The sequence below is a fragment of the Acidiphilium multivorum AIU301 genome, assembly GCF_000202835.1.
GTDB lineage: Bacteria > Pseudomonadota > Alphaproteobacteria > Acetobacterales > Acetobacteraceae > Acidiphilium > Acidiphilium multivorum.
Genome location: NC_015178.1, coordinates 93,436 through 113,243, shown reverse-complemented (window position 1 = coordinate 113,243; position 19,808 = coordinate 93,436). Strand labels below are relative to the sequence as shown.

The window sequence follows — 19,808 nt, the reverse complement described above, 5'->3', positions numbered from 1 at the left end:
TACTGTGAGTCTGACCCGACTTCAACAGTGGAACCCGGAACGATACGATAACGGCACGATAGAGGATTGGAAGATAACGGTTTTTTCGGAGCCGTTTGATGAGTTTTCAAAAACGTAGTGCCACGTATCGCGCGATTGTGTGTTGATCTTACTTGCATCGGCTCCGTAACGTGGTGTCCGGAGTCGGGGTCATGTTCTTCCGCATCAAACCATCAGGTGGCCGTCGCTACCTGCAGATCGTCGAGAACAAGCGGGTCGATGGCAAGGTCCGCCAGGTTGTGCGGCTGACCATCGGCCGGATGGACGAACTCGAAGCAAGCGGCCAGCTCGCGAGGCTCCTGGCCTCCGGCGCCCGCCATTGCGAGCAGATGATGCTGCTCTCCGCCATAGAGAATGAGGCGACCATGCTGAGCATGCGCCGGTTCGGCGCGCCATTGCTCTTCGGCCGGCTGTGGCAGGAGAGCGGGATCGCTGCGGTGCTCGAGGAGCTGCTGGCCGGGCGGCAGTTCGAGTTCCCGGTCGAGCGCGCGGTGTTCGCCACCGTGCTCCACCGGATCATGGTCTCGGGCTCGGATCGCGCCTGCGACAAATGGCTCGACGATTACGACATTCCCGGCACCGAGGAGCTCGGCCTGCATCACCTCTACCGCGCCATGGCCTGGCTCGGCGAGGAGTTGCTGGACGAGGAACAGGGGGATGCCACGCCCTTTGCACCGCGGACGGTGAAGGATCTGGTGGAAGAGCGGCTCTTCGCCCGACGGCATGATCTGTTCACCGACCTCTCGGTCGTGTTCATGGACACCACCTCGCTGTATTTCGAAGGTGCCGGCGGCGAGACGCTGGGCGCGCGGGGCCACTCCAAGGATTACCGCCCACAGCTCGCGCAGATGATCCTGGGCGTGGTGATCGATCAGGACGGAAGGCCGATCTGCACCGAGATGTGGCCGGGCAACACCGCCGATGTCTCGGTGCTGGTGCCGGTGATTGACCGCCTGCGATCGCGCTTCGGCATCACCCGGGTCTGCGTTGTCGCCGATCGCGGCATGATCAGCGCGGCGACGATCGCCGCGCTGGAGGAGCGCGGACTGGAATACGTCCTCGGCGCAAGGGAACGCACCGATCGCATCGTCCGCGAGGTGGTGCTGGCCGATGAGCGCCCGTACATCCCACTCTGCCTCGAGCGCGCCGGTGGCAACGAGACCCAGCTCTTCATCAAGGAGGTCAAGGTCGCGGGCAAGCGCTATATCGTCTGCCGCAACGAGGTGGTGGCCATCGAAGAGGCCGAGACCAGGCGCCAGGTGGTCGCCGCCCTCGATCGTCAGCTGACGCGAGGCGACAAGGCGCTGATCGGCAACTCCGCCTATCGCCGCTTCCTGCGCCCGGTCAGTGACGCAAAGCCCGGCCGCAAGAGCAAGCTGTTCGAGATCGACGCCGGCAAGCTCGCCGAGGAAGCCCGCTTCGACGGCGTCTTCGTGCTGCGCTCCAATGCCAGGATCTCGCCGCTGCAGGCGGTGCTCCGCTACCGGGACCTGCAGAATGTCGAACGGCTGTTCCGTGTGGCGAAGGCGACGATGCGCACCCGGCCAATCTACCATTCCTCCGACGCCGCCATCCGCGGCCATGTGTTCTGTTCTTTTCTCGCGCTGATCCTGCACCAGGCGCTCGACGAAAAACTCCGCCGGGCCGGCAAGCGCGTCGAATGGGCCGATCTCCTGCGTGATCTCGACCGACTGCAGCACGGCGAAATCAGTCAGAACGGCAAGCGCTGGCAGGTCCGCACCGAAGCTGGCGCCGCGGCCTCCGCAGCCTTCAAGGCCGCCCGCATCGCCATGTCACCCCGTCTGCAGACCCCCCAGCAAGCCGTAGCCTGATCCGGCTGCGCATTCCGCCCTGTAGTGCCACAGCTCCAGCGCACGCCCATTTTCACGCGCCTTTTCAATTGCTTAGGAAAACCCGCTGTTTAACTGGGGCCTGAGCTCAATCTCAGCGGAAATCAACATGCTTACGTATTTGAATCGGCAGGCTCATTTCTGCCTCGAATACTTGTCGATATGGCGCTGCATCTCGGCACGCACAAAGCGGCCGGTCTGGTTGAAAACCGCACCCTACTTAGCGATACCCAATTCAGGGTCCGGCAGGAAACGCCATTTCCTGAGCGGCCCGGCCATCACGTTGAGGTAATACATCTCGATGCCATACGGTGCCGCACAGGGATGATGGCCACGCGGGACCAGGACGACATCGCCGTCCGAGACCGCCATCGTCTGGTCGAGCGCGCGATCATCGGTGTAGACCCGCTGGACGCCGAAGCCCGACGCCGGGTTCAGGCGATGGTAGTAGGTTTCCTCGAGATAGGTGATGCGCGGATCATCGTCCTCGTCGTGCCGGTGGCTAGGATAGCTCGACCAGTGGCCGGCCGGCGTGAAGACCTCGGTAACCAGCAACGCATCGCAGTAGTCCTCGGCTTCCATCGCGATATTGTTGATGTGGCGCGTATTGGTGCCCTCGCCGCGGGCGGTCAGGACGATGCCCTCCGGCCCGATCCGCCGCGCCGCGTGCCCGCCCCTGCCCGGCGCCGAACAGACCGCGACGATGCAGTCCGTTTCGGCTACGAGCGCCCATTCCGCGCCGTTCGGCACATAGAGACTGTGCGGCGGGGATTTCTCGAAGACACTCATCCGCTCGCCAAGCACGCCCCAATCCCGCCCGGCAGCGCGGATCGACGCCTTCCCCTCGACCATCACGAGGATCACCTCGTTGCCGCCGGTCGCCTCCGCGGCGAACTCGCCGGCGCGCAGGCGGTAGAGCCCGAAGCCGACATGCCGCCAGCCGGCCGCGGCGGGGGTGATATCGTGCACCTTGCCGTGAGTGCCGAAGGGTTTGCGCAGCAGGTCGGGCATCCGGGAAATCCTGTTCTCGGGACGGTTCGGGTCAGTCGGCGACACGCTGGGCGGCCGCGTTGCGGCTGTAGCGCGCCCGCGCCTGTTCAAGTCGCTCGGGGCCGCCCGCCTGCGGTACGGCAACATCCCACCAGTGGCCGCCGGCGCCTGTGCCGGGAGCGGGATCGGTATCGATCACCAGGACAGTCGGGACGGCGCGGCCACGCGCCGCCGCGATGCCGGCCTCGAGCGCCGCGATATCCGTAACCTTCTCGGCGTGAGCCCCCATCGCGGCGGCATGGGCGACAAAATCGATCTCGGGCTGAACCTCGACATTGCAGTCCTCGTAGAGATTGTTGAAGGCGGCACCGCCGCATTCGGCCTGCAACCGGTTGATGCAGCCATAGCCGCGATTGTCGGTCAGCACGACGGTGAAGGGCACCCGCCGCATCACCGCGGTGGCGAGTTCCGAATTCGCCATCATGTAGGAACCGTCGCCGACGAAGCAGATCACCTCGCGGTCGGGCGCGGCCAGTTTGACGCCCATCGCGCCGGCGACTTCGTAACCCATGCAGGAATAGCCGTATTCCATGTGATAGCCGCCCGGCGACGCCTGCCAGAGCACCTGCAGCGCGCCGGGCATGGTGCCGGCCGCGCACATCACGATGCTCCGCTCGGTTGTCGCGCGCTGCACGGCGCCGATCACCTGCGCGTCGGTTGGCAGCGCGTTGCGATGGACCTCTGCGGGCGGCGCGGTGACGGCGGCGACTTTCGCATGCCAGGCGCGGCGGGCTTCCGCGTCGAAATCGGGCGCGCGGTGTTCCGTCAGCGCCAGCGACAGCGCGTCCAGCGTCGCCCGCGCATCGCCGACGATCCCTGTCGCGCCGTGCTTGTTCGCGTCGTAGCCGGCCAGGTTGATCGAGACGAGGCGCCGCGCCGGATTGGCAAACACCGTCCAGCTTCCCGTGGTGAAATCCTGGAAGCGGGTGCCGACGCCGAGAACCAGGTCGGCCTCGGCGCAGAGCCGGTTGGCGCAGTCCGAGCCGGTCACGCCGGGGGAGCCGAAATTCCGTTCGTCCTGCCAGGACACGGCGCCCTTGCCAGCCTGGGTCTCGACGAGGGGGATGTTGTGCTGGGCGGCAAAAGTGGCGAGGCGTTCCTCCGCGCCCGAGTGGATCACCCCGCCGCCGGCGACGATCACCGGCCGGCGCGCCGCGCGCAGCAGGGCAGCGACATCCGCGACTTCGCGCGGATCGGGTTCGGGGCGACGAATGCGCCAGGTCCGGGGGGCGAAGAAGGTTTCGGGATAGTCGTAGGCCTCGGCCTGCACGTCCTGGCAGAAAGCGAGGCAGACCGGGCCGCAATTCGCCGGATCGGTCATCACGCGCAACGCGCGCGGCAGGGCGGTGAGCAGGTGTTCTGGCCGTGCGATCCGGTCGAAATAGCGGCTGACCGGACGGAAGCAGTCATTGGCGCTGACAGTGCCGTCATCGAAATCCTCGATCTGCTGCAAGACCGGATCGGGGCGGCGGTTGGCGAAGACGTCGCCGGGAATGAAGAGGACGGGCAGGCGGTTGACATGGGCGAGCGCTGCCGCGGTGACCATGTTGGTCGCACCCGGCCCGATCGACGATGTAACAGCCATCGCCCGGCGGCGTGCCTTCGTCTTGGCATAGGCGATGGCGGCATGAGCCATGGTCTGCTCGTTCTGGCCGCGCCAGGTCGGCAGGCGATCACCGATGCCGTGCAGCGCCTCGCCCAGTCCCGCCACGTTGCCATGGCCGAAAATTGCCCAGACGCCCTCGATGAAGCGTTCACCCTCCTCGGTCATCTGCACGGCGAGCCAGCGCACCATGGCCTGCGCCGCCGTCAGCCTGATCGTGTTGCTCATGCCGCCTTCTCCCGTGCCTGGGTCCGCGCATCGTCCCAGATCGCGCAAAGCCGCGCGAAGCGGCGCGCCATCTCGGTCACCGCCGTGCCGTCATCCATCTCGCCCGTGAGCCAGGCGCGCGCCACTCCGGCAAAGATGGTGCGCCCTACAGCGAACCCCTTCACCAGGGAAAAGCCCGCCGCGACCGCGAAGCTCGCCGCGAGATCGGCTTCCGGCGCATCAAGGCCGAGTACCACGATGCCGCGCGTGTGGCGATCATGCGTCTCGATCGCGGTGCAGGCGGCCTCCCAGGCGGCCAGGCTCGCCATCGGTTCGAGCTTCCACCAGTCGGGATAGATCCCGGCGGCGTAGAAGCGGCGGATCAGCGCCGCGGTGGTGCCATCATTCACCGGGCCGACCTTGGAGGGAATGATTTCTAGGAGGAATTCCAGGTCATTGCGGCGCGCGGCCTCGAACAACCGCCGCACCGCCGCTTCCTGGGTTGCCCACATGGCCGCATCGTCGTCCGGGTGGCAGAAGCAGAGAACCTTGACGATGTTTTCCTTCGGCCACTCGGACAGGCCGCCGCAATCACTGCCGAGCGCGGGCTCGAAGGCGAGTGGGCGCGAGCCGGGCCACTCGCAGGGCCGACCGATCCACAGCCCCGAGCCGGAGGCCGCGTGCAGCGCGCGTCGGCCGATCCGTTCATCGCACAGGATGCCGTAGCCGTGCCGGCCGGCCTGCACCGAGAGCGCCGCTTCCAGGCAAAGCCGCTTGAAGGCACCGCCTTTCTGCGCCGTATAACCGTCCATCTCCTCGAACTGGGCGCGATGGTCGAAAGCAAAGATCCGGTAATCCGCGACGCCGTGCGGCCGGGTGGTCGACCAATGAAGCCGTTCAAGTTCGGCGTCATGTCGGAGAGCGGGTTCACGGACACCGCGCCGGAGAAAAAATGTCAGTTCCTCAAGCGAAGGATAAGATGGCGTACAGCCATGGCGCGAAACCGCGAAGGCGCCGCAGGCATTGGCGTATTCCAGAGCCTTCGGCCAGGTTTCGTCATCGAGCCACCCCTTCAGCAGGCCGGCGAAAAAGCCGTCGCCGGCGCCGAGAACATTGAACACCTCGATAGGAAAGCCAGGCCCGGTCTCGCCATCCTCAATCCTGGCCGGGATCGGACCTGCGAAGGCCACCGCCCCTCTCGCACCGCGCTTGCAGATCAGGGTCGCCCCGGTCAGCGCGCGCACCGCCCGTAACGCCGTCAGCGTGTCAGGCGAGCCGCCGGCGATATGGAACTCCTCCTCGGTGCCGACAATCAGGTCGAACAACTCCAGCGTCATCTGCAATTTCGCGGTTACCGCCTCGCTTTCGACATAGCGGCTCTCGCCCGCGCCATGCCCGGCCACCCCCCAGAGATTGGGGCGGTAGTCGATATCGAGGGCGGTTCGCGCGCCATGCGCCCGCGCGAGCCGCAGCGCCTTCAACACCGCAGCCTCGGTACGGGGATGACTGAGATGTGTCCCGGTTGCCAACACCGAGCGCGCCTCGGCGATGAGTCCCTCGTTGATATCGTCCTCGCAGAGGGCCATGTCCGCGCAGTTCTCACGGTAGAAGATCAGCGGAAACTGGTCTTCATCGCGGATGCCCAGCAGCACGAGGGCGGTCAGCCGCGCGGGATCGGTGACGACGCCGCGCACATCCACGCCCTCGCGGGACAGCTGTTCGCGGATGAAGCGGCCCATATGCTCGTCGCCGACCCTGGTGATCACCGCTGATCGCAGCCCCAGACGCGCCGCGCCGCAGGCGATGTTTGTCGGCGAACCGCCGATATATTTGTCGAAAGAACGCATATCCTCGAGCCGCCCGCCGACCTGGGCGCCATACAGATCGACCGAGGAGCGGCCGATCGTGATCACGTCGAGCGCCTTCATACGCCTACTCGCCGCAAGCCGGGTCGTTTCGCCATCGTTCAGGGTCTGCTGAGTTGCTGCCGGCACGATCAGGCGCCTTGTGGCTGGGGTCTGTTGAGTTCGTGCTGGAGTGCGTTGAGCCCGGCACCGCCAGCCATGTGGAACATAAGGTTTTCGAGGGTGAGGCCGTCGCGGGCAGCGTCGAGTTCGACCTCGCCGCGGGCGAGGATGATGAAATGGTCGCCGACCATGTAGGCGTGGTGCGGATTGTGGGTGATGAAGATGACGCCGGTACCGTGTTCGCGGGCGGCCTGGGCAATGTAGCGCAGCACGAGGCCGGACTGGGCGACGCCGAGGGCCGCGGTCGGCTCGTCGAGGATCAGCACCCGTGCGCCGAAATGGATCGCCCGCGCGATCGCCACCACCTGCCGCTGCCCGCCCGAGAGCGTGCCCACAGGCTGGTCGAGATCGGCGACATGGATGCCCATCCGGCGCAGTTCGCGGTCGGTGATCTCCCACATCGAGGCGATGTCGAGCCGGCGGAACGGACCACGCCCGATGGTCAGTTCGGACCCGAGAAAGAAGTTCCGCCAGATCGGCAGCAGCGGCACCAGCGCCAGCGTCTGGTAGACCGCCGAGATGCCGCGATCCAGCGCCTCGCGCGGGGAGCCGAACGTCACCGCCTCGCCATCCACCGCGTAGGTGCCCGTGCTGTGCTCGCGCAGCCCGGCGATGATGCTGATCAGCGTCGACTTGCCCGCACCGTTGTCGCCCAGCACGCAGGTGACCTCACCGCTGCGCACCGTCATGCTGACGCCGCGCAGCGCGCTGATATTGCCATAGCTCTTGCCGATATCGGTGAGCTGGATGATCGGCGCGGATCTCTCGCTCATCTCACTTCCCTCCGCTCGCCCGCAGACGCAGCCAGGTGTTGACCACCGTCGCCGTCAGCAGCGTCGCGCCGACGAAGAACATGAACCAGTCGGGATCCCAGTCGGCATAGATCACCCCTTCCGTCGTCATCCCGAAGATGAACGCCCCGAAGCCCGAGCCGATCGCCGAGCCATAGCCTCCGGTCATCAGGCAGCCGCCCACCACCGCCGCGGCGATGTAGAGCAGTTCGTTGCCGACACCGGCGCCGGACTGCACCTCGTTGTATTCGAACAGCATGTGCATGCCGAGAAACCAGGCGCTGAAGCCCACCAGCATGAACAGCACGATCTTCATCCGCCGCACCGGCACGCCCACGGCCCGCGCGCTCTCGTCGCTGCCGCCCACCGCGAAGATCCAGTTGCCGAACCGCGTGCGCAGCAGAACCCAGGTCGCCACCAGGATGAACAGGAACCAGTAGAGGATCGCGATGCTGACATCGACACCGCCGATCCGGAACGTCGAGGCAAAAATCGCATGCGCGGAGGCAAAGCCGGGCACATGGCTGATGTCCCCGGTCGCGACATTGCCGGTCACCAGCTTGGTGAGCGCGATGTTCAGCCCCTGCAGCATCAGGAAGGTCGACAACGTGACCAGGAAGCTGTGCAGCCGCGTGCGGATCAGAAGGTAGCCGTTCAGCGCGCCGATCGCCAGTGAAACCAGCAGCGCGAACACGATCCCTGCCCACATATTGCCAGCCACCTTCGTCGCGAACATCGACGCCGCCAGCGACGACGTCGTCACCGCGACACCCGCCGTCAGGTCGAACTCGCCGCCGATCATCAGCAGCGATACCGCAACCGCCGGGATCCCGATCGTCGCCGACTGGTAGAGCACCGTCGTGAACGCATCCACTTGTCGGAACGGCGGCGCCACCACGAAGAACAGAAGAAAGACCAGTATGGCCCCGCCCAGCGCGCCGGCCTCCGGTCGCTTTAGGGTCTTCCGCCAGAACGCCTGCTGAACCAGCTGCGGGTGCGCAGTGCGCGGCGCATCGTTCCCGGTCATCGTGCCATTGGTCATGATCGTCATCTCTCCTCCCGCTCGGCGCTTCGCACGGCCGGCGCCATCATCGGCGCCAGCCGGCGGGAAGCCTCAGGATCGGGCCAGGATCAGCGGGTGCCGCGCTCCGCGAACTTCGCGACCGCCGCTACGTTCTTCGAGGTCACGAAGGTTGGGCCGGTCAACACCGGCTTGCCGCCCCCGACCACGTCGCCATTCGTCTTGTAGAGCCAGAGGAAATCGACGGCCTCGTAGCCCTGCACGTAAGGCTGCTGATCCACCGCGAATTGCAGCTTGCCTTCCTGGATCAGGTGCACGGCCTGGGGATTGAGGTCGAAGGTTGCAACCTTCGCCTTGCTGTTAGCCATCTTCACAGCCTGGATCGCCGTCGGCGCAAACGGCGCACCCAGCGTCACCACATAGTCGATGTCACGATTCTGCTGCAGCTTCGCGACAATCCGCGACTGCGCGCCGGCCATATCGTAGCCGTCCACGTACAGCACCGACACCTTGCCCTTGAAGGTCTTCTTGATCCCGTCGCCGCGATCCTCAAGCTGGATCGCACCCTGCTGCTGGTCGACTACAAGCACATGCTTTGCACCCAGAGTGTTGAGGCGATCGCCCACCGCCTCACCCGCGATCGTCTCGTCCTCGCCAACATACATCAACATGCCGGCCTTCTTCCACTCACTCGTGCCCGCATTGAAGCCAACCACAGGTATTCCGGCCTTCTCCGCCTGCGCCAGCGCCGGATCCTCGGCATCCGGGAAGGCGAGCGTCGCCGCAATCCCGTCGACATGCTGTTGCGTCACATTCGTGATCAGCTGCGCCTCGCCCGAGGCGTTCGGGTTGTTCAGATAAACCAGCTTCACATGGTCCTTCTTCGCCGCCGCTTCCGCACCCTTGCGAATGATGTCCCAGAATGTGTCCCCGGGCTGCGCGTGCGTGATCATCGCAAACGTGTATTCCGGCGCCTTCGCCACCGCCGTCCCTGTCATCCCCGCCAGCGAAACACAGCCAAGCGCCACACCGCCCAGCAGACCTGCCAGCATACCCGTCCCGATCGTCCGCATCTTCATATCCTCCCTCTCACGCAGGCCGCACCATGCCAGACCCGCAAATATTTTTGCAAACTTATCAGGCATGCAAAAAATCACTCGGCCGCGCCCGCGTCAAGCAAATACTCACCAATCAATAAAAAAATTCCGTGAGCCACGCACGACGCGGCAAAGCACCTCAAGCTACCCCCTGAGCGACATGAGCAAAGCTGGCTCGGAGCGCCGCTTCCGGATCAGGATCATCATGCACCGAAGGCGCGAAGGGCTCGATGCTCACCGCGCCCGCATAGCCACCGGTCGCGAGGGCGCGGAGCTGACCGATATTGTTCAGACGATCCATCTCATCGACGAGCGCGCGGTGAGCATCCAGCATGTCGTTCACAGCCAAATCAGTTTCCCTGACGCCCGAGATATGGACAAGGCCAGTGAACTCCGGGAAGAATTCCCTCTCGCCGGCAAGGTGATGATGGAATGTGTCATGCACCAACTTGCAGACATCGCCGGCGCCGGCTTCCCTGATTGCCTCGATCGCTTCCCGTTTCGTCCGCAACGATGAGACAGGAAAGCCCAGCGGCTCGACCAGACCAGTAATGCCATGTTGGCGCAGGATCGGCACCAACTCGCGCAGGGCAGCGACCAGATCGCCATGCGGCACCGGCGTGCCATCGTTCAACGGGCACATGACGAGCGCCCGCGCACCACAGGCCTGCGCATAATCCGCAAGTGCAAGCGCGCGCGCAGGCACGTCCCCCGACCAGACATTGAAGGGGTAAAGCGCATTAATCGAAAGAATATCGACCCCGGATGCTACGGCCGCAGCCCTGACGGCGCCCGCCGGCATCGTGCCGACGACATCCGGAAGGTCGTTGCGGATCTCGATCGCCGGCATCCCGAGGCGGCGCGCAAGACCGAGGAAATCGGCAAGAGAAAGTTTCGGTGTTGCAATGTGATTGAGTGCGAAGCGCATGAGAAACCTCAGTTGTAAAGAGCAGGGCGCGCGGGCAGCGAAATCGGCACGATCGAACCCGGCTGGCTCTGCGCCTCTACACAGGCATCCGAGGAGACCGCGGCGACATATCCATCCCAGGCCGTCGGGCCGGATGCGGTTCCCCGCGCCGCCGCCTTGATGAAATCCTGCAACTCGAGATCGTAACTGTCGATGAATCGATCCTTCCAGTCGGTCATGATCGCGCTCTGCAACTTTGCATCCTTGCGCATCACGACCGCCATTGGGTCTGGCAGGCTGGCGAGACCTTCCTCACCCACAACCTGACACTGGATGTCATAGCCGTAGCGGCAGTTGACGAAGATCTCGACATCGATCCGGATGCCACTTTTGGTTTCCAGGAGGACGATCTGTGGATCCTCGACCCTCGCATGTGCATGCCGTGTCCGACGTGGAGAGATGACCTGCGCGGAGACGTAGTCATCGTCGAGAAGCCAGCGCAGGACATCAATTTCGTGGATCAGCGTGTCCTGGATCGCCATTGGCGTGATATACTGCTCCGGCACGGACGGATTGCGGTGCGCTGCATGCACCATCAGGGGCCGGCCGATCTCGTTCTCGACGACCGCCTTTAGCATGCGGTAGCCCGCATCGTAGCGGCGCATGAAGCCCACCTGCACGAGGCGGCGGCCGAAGGCGGTTTCGGCCTCGACGATACGCCCGGCGCCCGCCGCCGTGGTCGACAGTGGCTTCTCACAGAAGACCGGCTTGCCCGCCGCAATGGCGGCCAGGACGTATTGTTCATGGGTCGCGCCCCACGACGTTACCACCACGGCATCGACGCCAGCAGATGCAGCCAGTTCCTCGCCGGAGCCAACGACCTCAGCCTCGGGCGCAAGATCCGCCCGCGCGGTGCGGACGCTTTCGATATTGACATCCGACACGGCCGTCACTTTGGCGCCAGACAAGGTTTGGTTGATCCGCCGCATGTGGTCGCGCCCGATCGCGCCGGTCCCGATAACACCAATCCGTAGGGTCATTTCAGAGCTCCCGTTTCCAGAATTTGTCGATGTAGCGCTGCATTTCGGCGCGCATGAAGCGACCAGAGGCATCGGCCCGCTCCTCCCAGGCGAAGACGCAGGCGGTCATGATGCCGTCGAAATCAATTTCCGCGAGCGTGCCGAAGAACTCGTCCCATGGCACCTCTCCCTGACCGATATCGAGGTGCTGGTGCACCCGCGCAGCCGAACCGGGAGGGTTGACGATGTAGCGCAGGCCCGAACTGGCCCGGTGATTGAATGTATCGCCGACATGCACATGTGCCAGCACATCCGCGCATTCGCGCAGCATTGCCGCTGTATTGTCGCCAAAGTAGAAGGTGTGCGGCGCACAGTAAAGAAATCGCACCCGCGGCGAATTGACCGTGCGGATGATGTCCACTGCCGGCTGAAGGGTTTCCACCCAGTCCTCCGGATGCGGCTCGACATGAAGGTTGATACCCTCCCGCTCGAACACTGGCACAAGTTCCTCCATCGAACGCCACCAGGAGTCTTCACAGGCCTCGATCATCGAGCCGGTATGGCAACAATAGCAGGACCCCTTGTCGGGGTGTGGGCCACGGCCGAATTCCGAGTTCATCGTGTCGACTTCCAGTTCGAGGCAGATCTCGATGGCGCGCTTCCAGTGCCGCACCGCTGCCTTGCGCTCGTCGTCGTCATTCGACGCCCAGCGATACATCGGCAGCAGCGAGGCGATCCCCACACCGGCCTCTTTCAGCGCCCGCCTGAAGCCCCGCACCCGTTCCGGAAACACCCGCGGCGCCTTGAACCATTCCAGAAAATCTCCCCGCGGGGAAAGTTCGATCCAGTCGAAGCCGATTTCCTTCACTCTGAAGGGTAGTTCCTCCAGGCCAAGATGACGGTGCATGAACGGATCAAGTGCGATCTTCATCGTATGTCCTCCCTGCGGCAGCGCTTCGGCAAGTCCTGCCGCGCGGTCCGGCATCTCTTCTTACGCGCTCTGGAACGGGCACGCCGCGTGCGCTGTTGACGATTTTTCGTCAGCGGCGCACTCTCGCGCATGACTGGAGCCCAAGCTTCCCGCAAGACACGGCCGCGCGCCCGCCTTGCCGACATTGCGCGGGTGGCGGGTGTAAGCATTGCCACAGTGGACCGGGTCTTCAACGAGCGTGAGTCAGTTTCAGATGCCGCGCGCGAACGGGTGATCCAGGTCGCGCGCGAGATGGGTGTGCGCCGGGATCTGCCAGAAGCCTACAGGCCGATCACGCATCTTGACCTGATCCTGCCGCAGAACGACTCACCATTTTTCGTCCGCCTTCGGGCGGCTTTCCGCGACGGTATCGCCATGCTGGATCGTGGCATCGCCATGCACCGGCACATCCTTGCCGTGGAGGATACCGCAAGCTTCGTGCGCCTCATTTCCGAGACGTCGTACGCACGAAAAGGAATGATCCTCGCCGTCCCGGACCGACCGGAGATCCGTGCCGCGGTCCAATCCATCCAGGCCGCCGGCCAGAAGGTGGTAACGATCGTGACCGATCTGCCGGGTCTCGCCGGAGCTGATTATCTTGGCATTGATAATCGTCAGGCAGGCGCCACTGCCGCCCATCTTCTCGGGCGCAGCTGCCGGCAGAGTGGCCGGGTCGCCGTTCTCGGTGCCCATCACGACTGGGCTGGTCATGTCGAGCGCATGGGAGGCTTCCAGACGACGCTATCGCGCGATTTCCCCCACCTGCATTGCGAGATCATCGAAATGGATACGCGCGACGACCCTGATCGTTGTGCGCGTTCTCTGCGAGCGGCATTGTCGTTCGGGCCGCTTGTCGGCGTCTACAATACCGGCGCCGGCTCGATCGGCATCATGAATGCGCTGAAAGGGGCTATGCCGCGTCCATTCTGGATCGGACACGAGTTATCCGACGATCACATCATCTATCTCAAGGACGGCACAATGGATTACGCGATTGATCAGAATCCGCGTGGCCAGGCCCTAGGTAGCTTGCAGACCCTTCTTTACCGCTGCGGTCTGATCACCTCCACCCCGGCACTGTCGCATGCCGAACTGCGAATTTACACCCGGGAGAATCTGCCCGCCCGCAATTATGAGGAATCTAGTCAGTTGTCGTTGGACTAGGTGTTTAGTCCCGGAATTTGGTCGATTGGGGTGATGATGAACCCGTTTGGCTCTGACGTCCATCGTTTGCAGATGAATTCGTTTGGTATGAGACCCTTTAGGGTCTTGAGCCATTGGGCAAAGTTGTAGGCGTCGATCAAGTCGCGAAGGTGGCGGCGCAAAATATCATGTGACACTGCGCGTCATCGGCGAAGCCTACCGCTTCAGGCCTGGGACATCGACCACGCGCTCGCCGCAATCCACGCGCCGGGGCTTCCGTTCATCCTTGTCTGCGCGGGCTGCTTCGCGAAGGTTGGCCGGGTCACTTCGCTGTGGATGGGCGTGGAACGCAATCAGGCCTTGCTGCATTTTCAGTCGAAGATCGAGACTGCGCTGCGGCGGATCGTGCTGGCGCCGGAACACCGCCGCTACGCGCCTCACGTGACACTATTCAGTTCGCACTTTAGCGACAACCATGCGGTCTAGACTTTGGAGGTCGAATACTAACTCGGTGCCCGGCACCCGCGCCCTGACGAAAGTCGCCACCGTCAGAGCGGTGCCGCGGGTCCCGGAGACGAGTCGTAGGCACCCCAGACCGACTGGTCGAAGTTGACCATCGCCCCCGTCATCAATCCGGATTCGGCGCTGGAGAGGAAGGCAACCGCGCGCGCGACCTCGGTCGGGTCGATCAGCCGGCCGAAGGGTTGCTGCGCTGCGGCGTCGGCCAGCCAGTTCTCGCTGGCGCCGTGGAATTCGGTCTGAACCCGGTGTTCGCCATCGCTCGCCATCCAGCCGATATTCAGGCCGTTGACGCGGATTCGGTTGCGCAGGAGTGCATAGGCGGTGTTCTGCGTCAGGGTCGCCAGCGCGCCTTTCGAGGCGCAGTAGGCGGAAATGAAGGGCTGCCCAGCCTTCGCCGACATCGAGCAGATATTGACGATCGTGCCTTCGGTATTCTCTCGCCGCATGATCCGGATTGCATCCTGCATGAGAAAGAACGGTCCGCGGACGTTGACGGCGAACATGCGGTCAAACAGATCCGGGGAGGTATCGATGATGGTGCCGCGGTCGGTGATCGCAGCGGCGTTGACAAGGACATCGACCCGACCGAAAGCGGTGTCGGCCGCGGCGACGACCGCTCGGCAATCCTCGACCTGCCCGAGATCGGCTTGCACGAAGATTACCCGAGCGCCAGTGGCTTCAGATATTTCCCTTGCCCGCGCCTCACCCTTTTCACGCGAGCGGCCACAGGTGACCAACCCGGCGGCATCGCGCTCGGCGAATAGCCGGGCGATCGCCAAGCCAAGCCCTTGGGTGCCGCCGGAAACAATCGCGATTTTTCCCGACAATTGAGCCATCATCGGGTCTCCTGAATAGAATAGCCGGCGCGACGCAGCGCATCGGCGAGAGCGTCGTGGCCGATTTTCGCATAGCGCGCCGGCGGTGCCTTGGCCGGGTCTTGCTCGGCCTCGACGACGAACCAGCCTTCGTAACCGAAATCGGCAAGACGCTGGATGACCGGTCCGAAATCGATGGAGCCGTCGCCCGGCACGGTGAAGGCGCCAGCGAGGACCGCATCCAGAAAGGACTGCCGCGTACGGTCGAGCCCCGCGATCACTGGCTCTCGCACATCCTTAACGTGAACATGGCGGATTCGCCTGCCATGTTTCGTCAGCACGCGGAACATGTCGCCGCCGGCAAAGCGGAGATGCCCGGCATCGAAAAGCAGGCCGACGGCCTCGCCGGTATGGGCCATCAGCAGGTTGATGTCGCGCTCGGTCTCGACCGCGGTGGCCATGTGATGGTGAAAGGCGAGCGGAACGCCTTGTTCCGCACAGTATTCGGCAAAGCTCGTCAGGCGCCGCCCATAGGCGGGAAACGCATCCTCCGCTAACACACGGCGGCCGGCGAGCGGGGCGTTGCGGCGGTTCTGCAGCGTGCCGGCAGTTTCGCCGTAGACGAGGCAGGAAGCACCGAGTTCGCGAAACAGGGCGAGTTGCGCGGCGGCCTGTTCGCGCTCGGCCACGAGATCGTCCGGCGCGTCCAGCACCGTTCCGGAATACCAGCCGCCGACGAGGGAAAGATCGAAAGCGTCCAGCTTTGCCCGCAGCGACGCAGCATCTTTTGGAAACTTGCCGCCATTCTCGACGCCGATGAAGCCAGCGGCGCGGCTTTCGGCGAGGCAGGTTTCGAGCGGCGTGTCACCGCCGAGTTCTGGCAGGTCATCATTCGTCCAGGCGATCGGGGCAATGGCCAGCTTGGCTTTCATTCAGAGTCCTCCCATACTGCGGCTCTGGCATGCGATCCGCGCCGCTTTAGAACTTTTATTGCCAATAGTGGTTTATTGCAAGCTTTATTGCAATAATACCGCCGCCGGAAGCGTCATGTTCCTTCAGTGCGCCGGCGACGAAGGCCGGCGGCACCGCGGCTGCGATCCTTCTCGGTGACGGTGGGGATACGTGGCAATTCGTCTCGGCTGCCCTGAAGGATCGCCGCACTCGCCACCGCAAGGCATTGCACGAGGCACATCGGCGCCGCGAGCGTGCGCGTGAACGAGTATTCATCCTCCGGAACCGTGAATAGCGCCTGTGCATCCTTGACAATCTGCGCCAAATATCCTGACGACGGACACCAAAGTCGCGATCACTTTTTTCATCCTGAACGCCGCGCCACAGGAATTCCCGTTTTGAAGAACTCTTTCGCTATTGGCCGGTGACCGTTGGGATCCTTGGATCGACGCTGTTGTGCTGCAGCCGGGCCGCCACGGCGACCATCAGTGCCTGTGCGAGGCACATCGGTGCTGCTAGCGAGCGCGAGAATGTATATTCATGCTCGGGCACCGCGAAGAGGATTCTTGCTGACTTCATGAGTGGCGAGAGCGTCGTATCGGAGATCGCGATGATCGGCACACCGGATTGTTCGGCTTCTTCCGCGATGTTCACGACTTCATTCGCATAGAAGCGGAAGGTAACGGCCATAAGCACGTCGGTCGGTCGCATGGTGCGCGCCACATGCGTCGCAAGACCGCCGCTTTCATCCAGTAGGACGCAGCGCTTGCCCAGCATGGTCAGGATGTAGCGCAGAAGGTTGACTACCGGTTCCGACCTGAGCTGCCCGATCAGGTAGACCGTATCGGCACGCTCAATCAGCTCTGTCGCGTTTACCATGTCCGCGGCACTGATCTTGTCCAACAGACCTTGCAGAGAAGCGATATCGCGAACTACCAAGTCCCTCAGAAAGCCGAGTTCAGAGTGGTCCTCGAGCAGCTGGAGTTCGTCTTCCAAAGCCCTCTTCCGGGCGTCAAAGCCAGGGGCGGCCGTCGACAGGCGTTTCTGGAAGAGGGTTTGCAGGTCCTTAAAGCCCGTATAGCCAAGCCATTGTGCAAAGCGGACAAAGCTTGACGCATGGATGTTGCAGCTTGCGGCGATCGTGCTTATAGGGCGAATTGCAACGTCATTTGGGTTTTGGGTGAGGTAGACTGAGATCCGCTGATAGGTCTTGCTCATCTGGTCATACCGATCATGAATGAGCCGAATGAGATCCTCGTAGTTCTCCGGTGCCTTTTCGCTGGTTGTCACGGCTTTGTCCCTTCATAGTTCGGCGGCCCCCGAAGCTCAGGCTGCCCATTACCCCTGAAACACAAGTGTATTGAATAAGATAAGGCGCTGCAATGTATGTTGCGGCGCCCGTTCTTGATGAGGCTCTGGTGCAAACGGCTGGCCGCGATATCGTACTAGCCATTTGGTGACTTTGAGGGCGGCGCAATGGCCAGGTGTGACTTCCGCCTCAGCACCAAGCGTGACGTTGCCGCGGCCAAGGCGTTCTTCCGCAAGGCGATCAAGGGTCAGAAGGGTCAGGGCTCGGGTCCGCGGACCGTCACGCTGGACGGCTATGCCGCATCGCACCGCGCGGTGCGCGAGATGAAGGCTGACGGTGAACTGGCTGCTGACACGAAGCTGCGATCGTCGAAGTATCTGAATAACCTTGTTGAGCAGGACCATCGGGGCGTGAAGTCGCGGGTCGGTCCAACGCTCGGCTTCAAGCGGTTCGAGACCGCCGCGATCACGGTAGCCGGGATCGAATTGAAGCGACGGATCCGCAAGGGGCAATTCCGCCTCGGTCGGCTACGTCTTCGGGGTCGACCTGCGCCTGCCGTCTGGGAGGCCGTCCTCGCCGCCCATTAAAGCGACAACATCGCAGCCTCGCCGCCACAACCTTTGGCTCGTCAGGCTATTCGCACCAGAGCCGTTGATGATACTACCCCACCCCGAACATTTAAACGGTTGTGGTCAGTGCGCGGAAGCCACGACTCTGTTGACCACGAGATCGGGCGAGATTTTCCCGCCGAAGAAATCCAGCACATTCTGCACGGACGAAACGGCCATCCGCTCGGCACATTCCGCGGTTAGGCCGGCGATGTGGGGCGAGAGGAGGGCATTGTCCAGCGCGGCAAAGGGGCCGCCATCCACCGGCGGCTCCGCGTCGAAGACATCCATGCCCGCGCCGAAGACATGGCCCGAAGCCAGCGCCGCGCGCAGCGGCTCCTCGGCCACGATGCCGCCGCGCGCGGTGTTGGCAAGGATTACGTTGGGCTTCATCGCCGCGATTTCATCTGCGCCGATCAGGGGCTTGTCGCCCTTCGGGATGTGGACCGAGATGCAATCGGCCCAGGCCAGCCCCTCAGCTAGCGTTTCGACAGGGGAAACATCACCTTCCGGCCAGCCTGCCTTAAGTAGGAACGGGTCGTAGGCGCGCACCTCCATCTGGAAGCCCTTCGCCATGCGTGCAAGGCTGCGGCCGATGCGGCCATAGCCGAGGATCAGCAAGTTCAGCCCGCTGATCTCGCGCGCCTCCAGCCGGTTGCGCCAGCCCCAGGGCCCCTCGCGCACGGCGTGGTCCGCCACCAAAGCGCGCTTGGCCAGGGCAAGGATCTGCATCATCGCATGTTCGGCGACCGAGACGGAGTTTACGTCGCCGACCACCGTCAGCGCGATTCCCCGCGCGTTCAGCGCCTCCAGATTGACCGCGTCGTAACCCACGCCATGGCGCGAAACGACCTTGAGCTTGGGAGCCTTCGCCACCGTCTCGGCCGTCAGAGGCTGGGTGCGCAGAATGAGCGCGTCGGTCTTGTAGATCAGCGGGATATAGGAGGCCTCGGACACCTCCTCGATATAATCGAAGGTGTAGCCGTTATGGGTCGTCTGTTCGAGCAAAGCCACCCCGGAGGGATGCAGTTTCCCGGCGGCCAGAATATGCGGCATCAGTAGGTTCCCCCCTTGTTGCCCGTGGACCCAGCTGCCTTGGGCTCAGCGCCGGTTAATTCGCGCCAGCGTGCGACCGAGGCGGCCGCAGCACCCGCCAGCAGCCGCGTGTCGCCCGAGACCGTGGTCATATGATAGCCCCAGCTGATCGCCTTGGCAGCGTATTCGGGCGTCCCGCAATGCAGCGCAGCCTTGATGCCCGCCGCGCGGCAGACGGTGGCGATGCGCTGGATGAGTGCGATCATCTCGTCCTCCTGCCGGTCGAAGCCCGGGGGCAGGCGGCCCGCCTTCGTGCCCAGCGTCAGATCGGCGGGGCCGACGTAGATGCCATCCAGCCCTTGCGTCGCAGCAATCTCTTCCAGATTGTCCATGCCGACCTGTGTCTCTATCATCGCAAAGGCGAGGATCTCGTCGTTCATTGCAAGCCCGTAGCCCGGCATGACGACGCCCGCGCGGGTCGGGCCGAAGCTGCGCTGACCCTTCGGCGGATAGCGCAGGTAGGAGACGAATTCCTCTGCCTCGGCGCGCGAGTTGATCATCGGGCAGATGATCCCCATCGCACCCGCGTCGAGCGTCTTCATGATCGCCGCCGGGTCGAGCCAGGGCACCCGCGCCATCGCCACCACGCCCGAGGCCCGCATCGCCTGGAACATCGGCAGGACCGCGGAATAGTCCAGCGCCCCGTGCTGAATGTCGATCGAGATCGCGTCATAGCCCTGCGCCGCCATGATCTCGGCGGTGAAGGGATTGCCTATCGAAAGCCAGCCGTGCAGCACGGGCCGGCCCTCAACCCAGATATCCTTGAGCTTGTTGCGCATGATCC

At 63.7% G+C, this 19,808-nt stretch carries 18 protein-coding genes and 2 pseudogenes; 4 read left to right on the top strand and 16 right to left on the bottom strand.

Going from position 1 to position 19,808, the window contains the following annotated elements:
• Positions 1–191: 191 nt before the first annotated feature.
• A complete protein-coding gene (locus ACMV_RS17685; RefSeq protein ID WP_013634949.1) occupies positions 192–1,871 on the top strand; it encodes an IS1634 family transposase in 1,680 nt (559 codons plus the stop codon).
• Positions 1,872–2,105: 234 nt separating this feature from the next.
• Here the strand turns inward: ACMV_RS17685 and iolB are convergent, their stop codons facing one another.
• The 9 genes from iolB to ACMV_RS17640 form a co-directional block, all read right to left on the bottom strand.
• Complete coding sequence (iolB, locus tag ACMV_RS17680) at positions 2,106–2,900, bottom strand: 5-deoxy-glucuronate isomerase (RefSeq protein WP_007421521.1); 795 nt, start codon at positions 2,898–2,900, stop codon at positions 2,106–2,108.
• Positions 2,901–2,931: 31 nt separating this feature from the next.
• Positions 2,932–4,770 (bottom strand): 3D-(3,5/4)-trihydroxycyclohexane-1,2-dione acylhydrolase (decyclizing), encoded by a 1,839-nt coding sequence (gene iolD, locus ACMV_RS17675; RefSeq protein ID WP_013634948.1) that lies wholly within the window; start codon positions 4,768–4,770, stop codon positions 2,932–2,934.
• Positions 4,767–6,677: a bifunctional 5-dehydro-2-deoxygluconokinase/5-dehydro-2-deoxyphosphogluconate aldolase gene (locus tag ACMV_RS17670; protein ID WP_013634947.1), complete on the bottom strand. Its 1,911-nt coding sequence runs from the start codon at positions 6,675–6,677 to the stop codon at positions 4,767–4,769. Before ACMV_RS17670 ends, iolD begins: the two co-directional genes overlap by 4 nt.
• 68 nt (positions 6,678–6,745) lie before the next feature.
• Entirely contained in the window at positions 6,746–7,549 is an 804-nt protein-coding gene (locus tag ACMV_RS17665) for an ATP-binding cassette domain-containing protein (protein WP_007421524.1), read from the bottom strand.
• A gap of 1 nt (position 7,550) precedes the next feature.
• Complete coding sequence (locus ACMV_RS17660) at positions 7,551–8,618, bottom strand: ABC transporter permease (RefSeq protein ID WP_013634946.1); 1,068 nt, start codon at positions 8,616–8,618, stop codon at positions 7,551–7,553.
• A gap of 80 nt (positions 8,619–8,698) precedes the next feature.
• Entirely contained in the window at positions 8,699–9,661 is a 963-nt protein-coding gene (locus ACMV_RS17655) for a substrate-binding domain-containing protein (RefSeq protein ID WP_013640659.1), read from the bottom strand.
• 163 nt (positions 9,662–9,824) lie between these two features.
• Entirely contained in the window at positions 9,825–10,613 is a 789-nt protein-coding gene (locus ACMV_RS17650) for a TIM barrel protein (RefSeq protein WP_013634944.1), read from the bottom strand.
• An 8-nt stretch (positions 10,614–10,621) separates the two neighbouring features.
• Positions 10,622–11,632 (bottom strand): Gfo/Idh/MocA family protein, encoded by a 1,011-nt coding sequence (locus ACMV_RS17645; RefSeq protein WP_013634943.1) that lies wholly within the window; start codon positions 11,630–11,632, stop codon positions 10,622–10,624.
• Position 11,633: 1 nt separating this feature from the next.
• The gene (locus tag ACMV_RS17640; RefSeq protein ID WP_013634942.1) at positions 11,634–12,542 is read right to left on the bottom strand and encodes a sugar phosphate isomerase/epimerase family protein; all 909 of its coding nucleotides are present in this window, start codon (positions 12,540–12,542) and stop codon (positions 11,634–11,636) included.
• Positions 12,543–12,671: 129 nt separating this feature from the next.
• Here ACMV_RS17640 and ACMV_RS17635 point away from each other — a divergent pair, with 129 nt between their 5' ends.
• Complete coding sequence (locus ACMV_RS17635; RefSeq protein WP_013634941.1) at positions 12,672–13,745, top strand: LacI family DNA-binding transcriptional regulator; 1,074 nt, start codon at positions 12,672–12,674, stop codon at positions 13,743–13,745.
• Here the strand turns inward: ACMV_RS17635 and ACMV_RS20970 are convergent.
• A pseudogene (locus ACMV_RS20970) lies at positions 13,742–13,918 on the bottom strand (IS481 family transposase); the annotation flags it as partial. The gene ACMV_RS17635 and the pseudogene ACMV_RS20970 overlap by 4 nt on opposite strands.
• Positions 13,919–14,060: 142 nt before the next feature.
• On the opposite strand from ACMV_RS20970, the gene ACMV_RS21250 reads away from it, so the two are divergent.
• Positions 14,061–14,210 (top strand): 2'-5' RNA ligase family protein, encoded by a 150-nt coding sequence (locus ACMV_RS21250; protein WP_007421630.1) that lies wholly within the window; start codon positions 14,061–14,063, stop codon positions 14,208–14,210.
• 62 nt (positions 14,211–14,272) lie between these two features.
• Here the strand turns inward: ACMV_RS21250 and ACMV_RS17630 are convergent, their stop codons facing one another.
• The 4 genes from ACMV_RS17630 to ACMV_RS17620 form a co-directional block, all read right to left on the bottom strand.
• Positions 14,273–15,085 carry an SDR family oxidoreductase gene (locus ACMV_RS17630; protein ID WP_013634939.1) on the bottom strand — a complete coding sequence of 271 codons (813 nt, stop codon included), beginning with the start codon at positions 15,083–15,085 and terminating at the stop codon, positions 14,273–14,275.
• Positions 15,082–15,993 (bottom strand): myo-inosose-2 dehydratase, encoded by a 912-nt coding sequence (iolE, locus tag ACMV_RS17625; protein ID WP_013634938.1) that lies wholly within the window; start codon positions 15,991–15,993, stop codon positions 15,082–15,084. The genes ACMV_RS17630 and iolE overlap by 4 nt, the downstream gene beginning before the upstream one ends.
• 113 nt (positions 15,994–16,106) lie before the next feature.
• On the bottom strand, positions 16,107–16,337 hold the full coding sequence (locus ACMV_RS20170) for a hypothetical protein (RefSeq protein WP_013634937.1): 231 nt from the start codon (positions 16,335–16,337) through the stop codon (positions 16,107–16,109).
• 89 nt (positions 16,338–16,426) lie between these two features.
• Positions 16,427–17,302, bottom strand: coding sequence for a MurR/RpiR family transcriptional regulator (locus ACMV_RS17620; protein WP_013634936.1), 876 nt, complete (start codon positions 17,300–17,302; stop codon positions 16,427–16,429).
• Between the two features lie 198 nt (positions 17,303–17,500).
• Between ACMV_RS17620 and ACMV_RS17615 the strand changes: the two are divergent.
• Positions 17,501–17,908: pseudogene (locus tag ACMV_RS17615) on the top strand (DDE-type integrase/transposase/recombinase); the annotation flags it as partial.
• 105 nt (positions 17,909–18,013) lie between these two features.
• Here the strand turns inward: ACMV_RS17615 and ACMV_RS17610 are convergent.
• Together ACMV_RS17610 and ACMV_RS17605 are read right to left on the bottom strand one after the other, a co-directional pair.
• Complete coding sequence (locus ACMV_RS17610; RefSeq protein WP_013634934.1) at positions 18,014–18,985, bottom strand: hydroxyacid dehydrogenase; 972 nt, start codon at positions 18,983–18,985, stop codon at positions 18,014–18,016.
• A complete protein-coding gene (locus ACMV_RS17605) occupies positions 18,985–19,806 on the bottom strand; it encodes an HpcH/HpaI aldolase family protein (protein WP_085947348.1) in 822 nt (273 codons plus the stop codon). The genes ACMV_RS17610 and ACMV_RS17605 overlap by 1 nt, the downstream gene beginning before the upstream one ends.
• Positions 19,807–19,808: the final 2 nt, after the last annotated feature.